Annotated in this window: 13 protein-coding genes and 1 other RNA gene; 5 read left to right on the top strand and 9 right to left on the bottom strand. The window is 58.9% G+C overall.

Annotated features, from left to right (window positions below; all coding sequences use genetic code 11):
- Nucleotides 1-171: 171 nt before the first annotated feature.
- Nucleotides 172-1,002, bottom strand: a complete 831-nt coding sequence (locus EDD77_RS07055; RefSeq protein ID WP_077138508.1) for a peptidylprolyl isomerase — start codon at nucleotides 1,000-1,002, stop codon at nucleotides 172-174.
- A 288-nt stretch (nucleotides 1,003-1,290) separates the two neighbouring features.
- On the opposite strand from EDD77_RS07055, the gene EDD77_RS07050 reads away from it, so the two are divergent.
- From EDD77_RS07050 to EDD77_RS07040, 3 genes are all read left to right on the top strand, one after another.
- Nucleotides 1,291-1,614: a DUF1292 domain-containing protein gene (locus EDD77_RS07050; RefSeq protein WP_058963670.1), complete on the top strand. Its 324-nt coding sequence runs from the start codon at nucleotides 1,291-1,293 to the stop codon at nucleotides 1,612-1,614.
- Nucleotides 1,615-1,635: 21 nt separating this feature from the next.
- Nucleotides 1,636-1,836: non-coding RNA, 6S RNA (ssrS, locus tag EDD77_RS07045), on the top strand.
- An 80-nt stretch (nucleotides 1,837-1,916) separates the two neighbouring features.
- Complete coding sequence (locus EDD77_RS07040; RefSeq protein WP_058963669.1) at nucleotides 1,917-2,123, top strand: hypothetical protein; 207 nt, start codon at nucleotides 1,917-1,919, stop codon at nucleotides 2,121-2,123.
- Between the two features lie 61 nt (nucleotides 2,124-2,184).
- On the opposite strand, the gene EDD77_RS07035 is transcribed toward EDD77_RS07040, so the two are convergent.
- Complete coding sequence (locus tag EDD77_RS07035) at nucleotides 2,185-2,820, bottom strand: lactate utilization protein (protein ID WP_058963668.1); 636 nt, start codon at nucleotides 2,818-2,820, stop codon at nucleotides 2,185-2,187.
- A 242-nt stretch (nucleotides 2,821-3,062) separates the two neighbouring features.
- Here EDD77_RS07035 and EDD77_RS07030 point away from each other — a divergent pair, with 242 nt between their 5' ends.
- Complete coding sequence (locus tag EDD77_RS07030; protein WP_058963667.1) at nucleotides 3,063-4,049, top strand: thioredoxin domain-containing protein; 987 nt, start codon at nucleotides 3,063-3,065, stop codon at nucleotides 4,047-4,049.
- Between the two features lie 82 nt (nucleotides 4,050-4,131).
- On the opposite strand, the gene EDD77_RS07025 is transcribed toward EDD77_RS07030, so the two are convergent.
- From EDD77_RS07025 to EDD77_RS07000, 6 genes are all read right to left on the bottom strand, one after another.
- The gene (locus EDD77_RS07025; RefSeq protein WP_058963666.1) at nucleotides 4,132-4,731 is read right to left on the bottom strand and encodes a lysine exporter LysO family protein; all 600 of its coding nucleotides are present in this window, start codon (nucleotides 4,729-4,731) and stop codon (nucleotides 4,132-4,134) included.
- Nucleotides 4,732-4,738: 7 nt separating this feature from the next.
- The gene (locus tag EDD77_RS07020; RefSeq protein WP_058963665.1) at nucleotides 4,739-5,026 is read right to left on the bottom strand and encodes a hypothetical protein; all 288 of its coding nucleotides are present in this window, start codon (nucleotides 5,024-5,026) and stop codon (nucleotides 4,739-4,741) included.
- 88 nt (nucleotides 5,027-5,114) lie between these two features.
- Nucleotides 5,115-6,182: a CPBP family intramembrane glutamic endopeptidase gene (locus EDD77_RS07015; protein ID WP_058963664.1), complete on the bottom strand. Its 1,068-nt coding sequence runs from the start codon at nucleotides 6,180-6,182 to the stop codon at nucleotides 5,115-5,117.
- Between the two features lie 16 nt (nucleotides 6,183-6,198).
- Nucleotides 6,199-6,963, bottom strand: a complete 765-nt coding sequence (locus EDD77_RS07010) for a DUF3169 family protein (protein WP_058963663.1) — start codon at nucleotides 6,961-6,963, stop codon at nucleotides 6,199-6,201.
- A complete protein-coding gene (locus EDD77_RS07005; RefSeq protein WP_058963662.1) occupies nucleotides 6,960-7,172 on the bottom strand; it encodes a helix-turn-helix transcriptional regulator in 213 nt (70 codons plus the stop codon). The genes EDD77_RS07010 and EDD77_RS07005 overlap by 4 nt, the downstream gene beginning before the upstream one ends.
- 184 nt (nucleotides 7,173-7,356) lie before the next feature.
- Nucleotides 7,357-8,346, bottom strand: a complete 990-nt coding sequence (locus tag EDD77_RS07000; RefSeq protein ID WP_058963661.1) for a glycosyltransferase family 2 protein — start codon at nucleotides 8,344-8,346, stop codon at nucleotides 7,357-7,359.
- Between the two features lie 150 nt (nucleotides 8,347-8,496).
- On the opposite strand from EDD77_RS07000, the gene EDD77_RS18020 reads away from it, so the two are divergent.
- The gene (locus tag EDD77_RS18020) at nucleotides 8,497-8,658 is read left to right on the top strand and encodes a hypothetical protein (RefSeq protein ID WP_156417372.1); all 162 of its coding nucleotides are present in this window, start codon (nucleotides 8,497-8,499) and stop codon (nucleotides 8,656-8,658) included.
- Nucleotides 8,659-8,729: 71 nt separating this feature from the next.
- Here the strand turns inward: EDD77_RS18020 and EDD77_RS06995 are convergent, their stop codons facing one another.
- A complete protein-coding gene (locus EDD77_RS06995; RefSeq protein WP_058963660.1) occupies nucleotides 8,730-9,284 on the bottom strand; it encodes a DUF4358 domain-containing protein in 555 nt (184 codons plus the stop codon).
- Nucleotides 9,285-9,318: the final 34 nt, after the last annotated feature.

Raw genomic sequence — 9,318 nt, 5'->3', positions numbered from 1 at the left:
AACGCCACCCATCCAGGGTCGGATCTCCGCAAACCAACAAGATGGAGAGGAAATCTTCTTCCTTTTTCTCTGTTCTTTTACTTTTCATGCAAAAACCTGCTCTGGCTTGATTGTCACAGCAGGTTTTTCTACAAGCTGAAAGAGCGTACGCAGCGCGTACGCTCTTGAAAATCATTCCGTCTGGCTGGTGCTCTGTGAAGCGCTCTGGGGCGCGCTCTGCGCCGCACTGGAGGCCTGAGAGGAAGCGGAAGCCCCATCACTGCCGCTGGCAGGGGCAGGGTCTGCCGCGCCGTAGGTGCTGATGGTCACGCTGTTGAGCAGCACGTCCTCCAGGGGCTTGCCGTTCTCATCCACTTCGCTCTGGGCAAGGGTGTCCACCACGTCCATGCCCTCATAAATCTGGCCGAACACGGTGTCGGTATAGTCCAGATAGGGCAGACCGCCCGCCGCGTCGTAGGCTTCAATCACTTCGGTGCGCACGCCGGCTTCTTCCATCTGGGTGCGCAGGCTGTCGTCCAGTTTTTCGGGCAGGGACTGCACAAAATAGAACTGGCTCAGGCCGGAAACACTTTCGTCCGGGCTGAAGGCGGCGCACAGCGCGCCGGAATAATGGTGCAGCTGGTCCGAGATCTCTTTCGGATAGGGGTTGTTGTTCCAGATGGTGGAGCCGGTGGTGCCGCTGCCGGAAGCGTCGCCCCCCTGCACTACAAAGCCGGAAACGATCCGGTGGAAGCTGGTGCCGTTGTAATAGCCCTCCTGAGCAAGGCGGGTGAAATTTTCCACCGCCATGGGCGCCACATCCGGGTAAAGAACGGCCCGAACCTCACCGGCGCTGGTGTTGAAGATGGCAATGGGGTCACCCTCGGCGGGTGCCTGGAACTGAAGCTCTTCGCTTTCCACCTGAGGGCGCTTGATAGAGCTGCCCGCGGCACCGCCGCCGCAGCCCGTCAGCAGGCCGGCTGCCAGCAGGGCGGCCGCTGCCAAAGCAATGAATCTGCGCAAGGAAGAAGTCCTCCTGTAATTTCGTGATAGGGCAACGCTGTATCATTCCAGGTGGAGGAGCGCGCCTGAGGCGTCCGTCCGTGAAGTGTGCGGCGTTGCCGTACAAGTAATACATATTATACCACAAAGCCGGGAAAAATAAAAACCGATCGGCCCAAGTATTTTATAAAACTTTCACACCCGCTTTTGTTGCGTTTTTCTATTGACGCAGTGGGCAAAAAAGGGTAAACTTTATCTAGCAGATCACACAGGCGCGGCCCACCGGCCCGCCCGAAGAAGGAGAGCAACATGGCTGAGAACAACACCCCTGTCACCGAGCAGGAAGAAGATTACACCCCCGACCTGGTGACCCTGGAGGACGAGGAAGGCAAAGAGCACACCTTTGAGGTGATCGATGCAGCCGACCACAAGGGCGTTCACTATATGGCCCTCGTTCCCTATGTGGAGAATGAGGAAGAGCTGGAGGACGCTGACCTGGACCTGATCCTGATGAAGGTCGGCCAGGACGCGGAGGGCGAGTACCTGGATATCGTGGAGGACGACGAGGAGCTTTACGAAGTGAGCAATATGTTCGAAAAGCGCCTGCGCGAATTCTTCGACATCGAGCAGTAAGCCTGCCGCCCAAACACGCTTAGCATCCTGCCTTGTGCGATTTGTTGCAGCTTTAAATAATCCTACTAATCAAATTCAGGGAGCCCGGAGTTGACCGCCGGACCGCAGACCTCCCGCCCCTTCAAGGGGAGTACGGAAGAAGGGAGTGGAAAAACGGCCACAGGGCACCCACCTGCCATCCGGTAGGTTTTGATTGGCTGCAGACGGCAAGGCGGGGCTATTTGAAAACACAGAAGCCTCCGGTCCTTTTAAAAGAACCGGGGGCTTTTTGTATCCAACGGCAAAAGGAGGAATTCACCCCCATGGGAAAGGGCGATTACCACGGCGCAAGCCACATCTACGCCAGCCGGGCGGGGACCAGCCCCCGTGCCGAATACCGGGAGTTTGATTTTGAACCCGGCCGCGAGGCGGAAAAGGACGAGCTGCTGCGCAGGGTGCGCCGCCCGGAGCTGACCATCCAGGCGGGATATCTGCGCCGGCCTGCCCGAAAGCCTGCAAACAAAAAGTAAAATGCGCCGCCCCCTGCACAAAGCAGCGGAGCGGCGCATTTTTGTTTTGTGATCAGAACAATCAGAAGCCCAGAGGCTCGCCCACCAGCAGCACCTTGATGCGGCCGGGAATCCGCTGATAGCGGTGGATGGTGGTGGTGCAGCAGATGCGGGCGGGGCTGTGGCAGTCCGCGCAGGTGCCGGTCACCGCGCAGGGAGTCTTGCAGTTCAGCCGGTCGGTGTTGGCGGGGGCGGCAATTTCCTTTACCCGGCGGGCGGCGGCGTGAATGTCCTTCACGATCTTGTTGCAGCCTACCACCAGCAGCACGTTCCTGGGCCCGAAGGTGATGGCGGCCACCCGGTTGGCGGTGCCGTCCACGTTGTAAAGCTCACCGGCCTCGGTCACTGCGTTGGTGCTGGCCAGATACCAGTCGGCGCTGAATACCTGGCGGAACAATGCGTCCAGCTCCTCGCCGGTCACCTTGCTGCGGTCCAGATACTGGTAGCGGCCGCTGGCCAGCAGATCCATTACGCCGGTTTCGGCCAGGCTCACGCTGCCGCCGTTGGAAACCACGGCGCCTTCGGGGATCATCTGCTCCACAAAGGGGCGAACCTCGGCGGCAGTCTTTACATAATAGGCCTCCATATTGTTGGCGCGCAAGGCTTCCATGGTGCGCTGGATGCGGCGCTCGGTGTTTTGAATCACGGCTTCATGCATGAAAAATTCCTCCTTTAACAGCTCGATGGATTTTCTTTATTATAGCATATCTTTCCATTTTCAGCGCCGCACGGCACGCCCTTTTGCACAAAAGTTTTACAGCTAGCCGGCAGGAGCTCCCATTGCAGGAGCCGGGGCGGTTGTGCTACAATAAAGTGGAACAGCAGCGCCTGTGCGCCGCTGCTTCGCCTTTTGATTTTGTGCCGGTGTTCCAACCGGATTTTTGAAGGAGTATGACTGGCATGGCCAAGCGTTTAAAGGCCGGGGACAAGCTCCCGGCGTTTTCCTACGACACCCCCTACGAGCCCCAGAAGAGCTTTTCCGGCTTTTTGCAGCAGGATGGCCCGGTGCTCATGGTGTTTCTGCCCAACTTCGGGCATCCCATCACCCGGCATTTCATCACCCAGTATCTGGAGACCATCTATGCGCTGCGCAGCGTCCGACTGGCCTGTGTGGTGCGTTCCCGGCCGGAGGCCATTGCCCGGGTTGCGCCCAAAGGCTCGCTGCCCTTTGAGCTGATTTGCGACGCAGAGGGCGCGCTGTACGATTACTTCCAGATTCCCCAGAAGCAGGGAATGCTGCGCTGCTACTCGCTGGAGGGCATGCGTATTATCAAGCAGGCCCGGCAGGAGGGCTATTCCCCCGCGAAAAACGAGCGCCATCAGCTGCCCCTTACGCTGGTGGTGGATGGGGAGCGTCAGGTGTTGTTCGCCCACTATGGCCACAGCATGACCGACCTGCCTGCAGACTGCTCGGCCATGGAGCGGGTGGCGCAGGAGCTGCGCCTGCCCGCACAGGAGCCGACGGCAGATGGAGCGGAGCCGCAGGCTGCCCCGCAGATGAACGGATTCAGCGGATTTGAGCACCCGGATCAGGGGGCGCTCACCGAGGAGGAACTGCTGGCCGCGCTGGAGGAGAACAGGGCGTTTGAAGCGCAGCAGACCGAGCAGCCTGCCGCACCGGATACCGCCCCCGCGGCCCCGGCGCAGGAGCAGCAGCCCGCACCTTCGGCAGAGCAGGACTGGACTGCCGCGCCGGAAAGCGGAGTCTATCCGCCGAAAGAGGAACCCTGCCCGCCGCAGGAGCCCACCGAAACACCCCAGGAGCCGGTGGAACAGCCGGTGGAGCCGCTGCCGGCCTCGGTCTGGCGGGGCAAGATGATCTACTCGCCGGATCATGTGCCGGTGAAGGTGGATTTCTCCGCTCTGGGCTTTGGCGAAAAGGAATAAACAGAAAAAACACCGGGCCGGAACGACCAGCGAAATGCCAGCGTTCCGGCCCGGTTCTTTTTGTGTCGAAACCCGAAGAAATTCAGAAGAGCGCCGCGCACAGCGAGATGAGCGGCGGCACTGCGGCCGAGCAGACCACCCCGTTGAACACCGACAGCACCACGGTTTCCTCGTCGGTGAAGCGGATCATCATCGAGAGGGTGGTGTCCTCGCTGGTGGCGGCAGCGGGGGCGATGCAGGTGTAGTAGTTCAGGCGGCGGGAGATGGGCGGGATCAGGAAGAAGGAGATGATCTCACGCATCAGGTTGCTCAAAAAGGCAATGCTGCCCAGCTGCGCCCCGGCCAGATTGCCGATGGTCACGCCGGCCAGACTGTACCAGCCCAGGCCGCTTGCCACCATGGTGCCCTGCTCCACCGAAAAGCCCAGCAGCGGGGCGCATACCGCGCCGCCAATCAGCGAGCCCAGAATGATGCCGATGGGAATGAGAAAGGCTTTGATGTGGTACTGCTTGATCTTGGCCCAGATACCCTCGTGCATGCCGATGCTGATGCCCACCAGAAACATGAGCAGATACAGCACCAGATCCGAATGGTCGGTGAGCAGAGTCAGCAGAGGAACCTCCAGCCCGGAAAGACCGTAAACAACGCCGCCCACAAGGGCGATTACCGCTAAAATTACCATGGGCCGCTTACCTCCGCTTGTTGCGCTTTTCCCGCCCGTTCATGAAACGGCAGGTGAGCAGATACACAAAGACCACCGAAAAGGCCACCGGAATCAGGCAGAATACCAGGCTCTGCAGGCCCAGCTGACCCAGCTCCTGCAAAAAGCCGGGCCGCTGGCCCAGCATGGTGCCCATACAGAAGATCAGCGCCAGCGTGCACACCACCTGGAGCCGTTCACACAGCTTTTTATACTGCCTGGGGAAAAAGCGGTTGCCCACCAGCACTCCGAGGCACATGATCAGGATTACATCCACAAACGGTTCCCTCCAGTTCGCGAAACTTCTCCCTATTATAGCAAAAAAGCGCGGGGGTGGCAATGCACCCCCGCGGGGAAAAACAGTGTTATTCAGCCGTTTCAGGCTGTGCGGCTTCGGTGGGCTGCGCCTCTGCCGGGAAAGGCAGCTCCACCACCGGCCCGCTGCGGAACACTTTGGACGCGAAGAAGGGCAGATACAGCACCGCCAGCGCCACAAAGCCCAGCAGCACACTGGTCCAGTCCAGAACCTGATTCTGGATGGCATTGGGATCGGCGAACAGGGTAATGGCGTTGTTGTTGAAAAAGTGGATCAGCACCGGCGCCCAGATGCTTCTGGTTTTCATGTAGGCAAAGCCGAAGAATACGCTGTAACAGATGCAGAGCACAACCTGATTCAGCACGCTCAGACCCCAGGTATTCGGGCTGTAAAAGAAGATGTTGATGGGCAGATGCCACAGCCCCCATGCCACGCCCAGCACCAGAATGCCGCCCCGCAGGCCGAAGCGCTTTTGCAGAAGGGGCTGCAAAAAGCCGCGCCAACCGTACTCCTCCCCGAAAAAGGCGGTGTACACCAGCAGAAAGTTCAGCGGCATGCTCACCAGCATGATGGTGAAATACAGCGGGGTGACGCCGCTGCTGCTTTCGCTGGCAGCCAGGGACGGGTCGATCAGAACCATCAGCCCGCTGAGCAGAGCTAGCCGTGCAACGTAGAGCACCACGAACACCGCAAACGCAGCGAATACCCAGCGGTTGAGCCGCAGTCCCCAGGCGGTGCGGCGGGCTTTGCCGTCGGCAAAGTAAAAGACCCAGCACAGTACGCTGCCCGCCATGATGACGCCATTGCTGACGCCCTCCCAGGGCAGGGAAGGGGCGATGGCGCTGGCAATGGCGCACAGGGCCATGAGCGCCGTCACGGCAAGGAAACAGAAATAGAATTTGCGGGGAAGGGTTTTGTCCTCCCTGCGGGTGAGCAGGAGGGCCAGAATCGCTCCGGCGGCGGGGTAGAACATCTGGGCCGAGGGGAAGACCTTCACGTTGCTGCCTGCATGGTAGGCAAAGCCCATCAGAATGCCCAGCAGATAGGGCAGGGCGAAGGCCACCAGGGCAAAAATCACAAGCTGCCGTTTTTCGACAGCGGTCCAGTTGGTTTTCATTGTCAGTTCTCCTTTCTCAGGAACGGTGGGATTTTACGTGCTGCAGCCAGTAGCAGCGTAGCTGATAAGCGAGAGTCTGCACCAGCCACAGTCCGCCCAGCAGTACGAACCACAGGGCGCTGATGGTCCAGGTGGACCCGACCATGAACAGCGCCACCATGACGATGGGATAAAGGATGTTCATGATCCGGAAGGTGAAATAGCTGCAATCACCGATGGTTTTCTGTTCGGCCTCGTCGCAGCTGGCGTACCAGTCCTTCTGGAACTTGGTGTCGAACACGTTGCCCCGCTTTTCCGGGAACAGTTTTTTGGTGGCGCTGATCACGATGGCCTGCAGAGCAGAGAACCAGACCAGCTGAGCAATCAGAAGCAGCAACCCCAGCCCGGTGAGCGCGAGGTTTTCCTCCTGCATGGCGGGGGAAAAGCAAAGACCCATGGTCAGCATGAACCAGGGGAAGCCCAGGGTGGTCAGAATCATGGACAGGCAGAGCCGGCGGTTGGCCTGCTCGTAGGCTTCGTCGTCCTCATCGGCCCGGGCCATGGGCTTTTTGGCCGCCAGATACAGGCCGGTGGCGGCAATGGCCAGAAGCATTCCGCAGGCCAGCAGCGGAACGCCTGCACCGTAAAGCCCCCGGCTCAGAGAGTCCCCAAGATGGGAAAAACTCTCAAAATTGGTTCCGGTAATCATGTTGCATGCTGCGCCAAACAGCCCGGCCACCACGACGATCAACGCAAATTTCACATAGACCCAGCTGCTCTTTTTCTCGGTTTTCGGTTTCATTGCTCTTCCTCCCCCGTCAGATAAAAGACCTCTTCCACAGGCGTTTCGAATACCTGGGCAATGCGCAGCGCCAGCGTGATGGAGGGATTGTAATCCCCCCGCTCGATCAGGCTGATGGTCTGGCGGGACGCCCCCACCAGCTGCCCCAGCTGCTGCTGATTCAGCGACTTGGCCGCCCGCAGCTCCTTGAGCCGATTTCCCAGCGGCATAGCCTCGACCTCCTTTGCTGTGTTACAAAAGATTCCTGTCGTAATGACAAGCATCTTTGTCATTATCAGTATAGCAATGACAAGGATCGTTGTCAATTGCTTTTGACAAATATTTTTGTCATTTTCCCGGCGGGTGAAAAAGGAGCAAAAAAATCCCCCCGGCGAACGCCGAGGGGAAAAGCGCTTATTGAATGTGGAAGGCCCGCTGCACCCGGTAGACGATGTAGCGGAAGGTGTCCGCAATGAGCCACAGCTCGATAAACACGTAGTTGGGCAGGTTTTTGAAGCGAAATTTCGGCTTTTCCAGCTTGCCCATCACCTTCAGCGCCTCTTTGAAGCCCTGCCCGTAGGCCGGGCCGAAGCCCCGCAGCCGGAACATGGCGGCCTTGAGCAGATAGCCCGCCGCCAGCGGCAGGATGTTCAGAATAAACATCAGAATGGGCATGTTTTTGTAGGGCAGCAGAATGCTGTTGCGCCCGCTCTGGATGCTCTTGAAGGGGTTGTAGCGCACCGCGCCGGTGGTGGCGCCGCAGATGTGGTAGCATTTGGCGGTGGGGCAGTAGACGTTTTTATAGCCCAGACTGTTGGCTCGCCAGCTGATGTCCACGTCCTCGTAATAGGCGAAGAAGTTTTCGTCAAACAGGCCGATTTCGTCCAGAATGCGCTTGCGGTAGAGGGCCGCGCCGCCACAGGCGGAGAACACCCGGCAGGGCTTGGTGTAACGGCTGGCCTTCATGCCGTCGCCCCGCTTGCAGGCAAAGCCCAGAATGGTCACATAGTCGCCCGCGTCGTCTGCCAGCTCCCGCTCGAAGTGGCGGATCATCAGGCTGCTTACTGCGAAGATGCGCTCGTCGGCCTCGGCGGCACGAATCAGGTTTTCCAGCCAGTCCGGCTCGGCAAAGGCATCGTTGTTGAACAGAGCCACGAACTCGCCCTTTGCGGCCCGGATGCCCTGATTCACCGCGTAGGAGAATCCGGTGTTGTGGTCGTTTTCAATGAGGGTATAGTTTTCCCGGCCCACATAGCTGCGGGCAATCTCCAGACTTTCGTCGGTGGAGGCGTTGTCGATGACGATCAGTTCAAAATCCTGCATGGTCTGGGCCCAGACGGATTCGATGGAATCCCGCAGCCAGCCGGCCCCGTTCAGGTTGGGGATCACCACAGTGGCTTTCATTGGCGAAAACCGCCTTTCTCTTTTGTATTGTTGATTCATCTGCCATTATAACAAACTTTTGTCCGGCGGGCAATGCAGGCTTTTGCTCTTTATCGCTTTATGGTATGATGGGAAAAACAGCGATTTGAAAAGAAAGGGAGGAAGTGTTCCATGTCCATTGGTTTTGGAATCGGCGCGATTTTCAGCTGGCTGATGGTGCTGGTAAATCTGGCGCTGGTGGCGCTGGGTGTGGCGGTGCTGGTGCTGAGCATCAGGGTTCTGCTGCTGATGATCCAGGCGCTGCGTATCTATATTCAGAAAAACAGCGGCTGATTCGCAAACAAAAGGCTCCGGCCCGCGTCCCTTTTAAAAGGGAATTGCGGGCCGGAGCTGTTTTCATTGGGTTATTTCAGCGCGGTCTCGATGCTCTGGAACACCTGGTCCTGATTTTCACACATCACCAGCACTACTTCACCGGATTTCAAAGTTTCCAGCTTGGCGGCCTTGGCGATGGCGTACTGGTCGGCCAGATAATTCTCCTGCGCGGACTTCTGAGCCTCGATGAAGCCGGAAAGGGCTTCCTTTACCGCATCGGTCTTGCCCTCGGCGGGCTTCACAATGGCCACGCCGTAGGCCTTCACGTTCATCAGCGACACGCTGTATGCGGCGCTCTGTACATCCTCGGCAGCAAGGCCCAGCACCTCCAGGCTCATCTGGCCCTGGCTGGCAATGGCCTCCGAGTCCAGATGCTCGGCGTAGCCCTTGCTGGCGGTGTAGCTGCCATCCTCCAGCGTGAAGATGGTGTAGTTGCTGTTGTCCTCCTCGGTGCGGCTGTCCGCCAGAGCGGCGGTGTAGTCCGCGGGGGTATGGCTGGCGGCGGAATCCGCGCCGGAGGAGGCGCAGCCCACCAGCCCGGCAGCCAGCACACCGGCCAGCAGAATAGAAATCAAACGTTTCATAAAAACACTCCTTTGTCAATGGGCAGCCCCGCCG

This window comes from Allofournierella massiliensis, assembly GCF_004345265.1.
Classification (GTDB): domain Bacteria; phylum Bacillota; class Clostridia; order Oscillospirales; family Ruminococcaceae; genus Allofournierella; species Allofournierella massiliensis.
Note: the sequence above shows the minus strand (reverse complement) of the source record. Positions and strands in the feature narration are given on the sequence as shown.

Coding starts and splice junctions, on each gene's coding strand:
- EDD77_RS06995 (WP_058963660.1), bottom strand. CDS start 9,284: ATGAAACGTTTGATTTCTATTCTGCTGGCCGGTGTGCTGGCTGCCGGG.
- EDD77_RS07040 (WP_058963669.1), top strand. CDS start 1,917: ATGGGAAAGGGCGATTACCACGGCGCAAGCCACATCTACGCCAGCCGG.
- EDD77_RS07005 (WP_058963662.1), bottom strand. CDS start 7,172: ATGCCGCTGGGAAATCGGCTCAAGGAGCTGCGGGCGGCCAAGTCGCTG.
- EDD77_RS18020 (WP_156417372.1), top strand. CDS start 8,497: ATGTCCATTGGTTTTGGAATCGGCGCGATTTTCAGCTGGCTGATGGTG.
- EDD77_RS07015 (WP_058963664.1), bottom strand. CDS start 6,182: ATGAAAACCAACTGGACCGCTGTCGAAAAACGGCAGCTTGTGATTTTT.
- EDD77_RS07030 (WP_058963667.1), top strand. CDS start 3,063: ATGGCCAAGCGTTTAAAGGCCGGGGACAAGCTCCCGGCGTTTTCCTAC.
- EDD77_RS07025 (WP_058963666.1), bottom strand. CDS start 4,731: ATGGTAATTTTAGCGGTAATCGCCCTTGTGGGCGGCGTTGTTTACGGT.
- EDD77_RS07035 (WP_058963668.1), bottom strand. CDS start 2,820: ATGCATGAAGCCGTGATTCAAAACACCGAGCGCCGCATCCAGCGCACC.
- EDD77_RS07010 (WP_058963663.1), bottom strand. CDS start 6,963: ATGAAACCGAAAACCGAGAAAAAGAGCAGCTGGGTCTATGTGAAATTT.
- EDD77_RS07000 (WP_058963661.1), bottom strand. CDS start 8,346: ATGAAAGCCACTGTGGTGATCCCCAACCTGAACGGGGCCGGCTGGCTG.
- EDD77_RS07050 (WP_058963670.1), top strand. CDS start 1,291: ATGGCTGAGAACAACACCCCTGTCACCGAGCAGGAAGAAGATTACACC.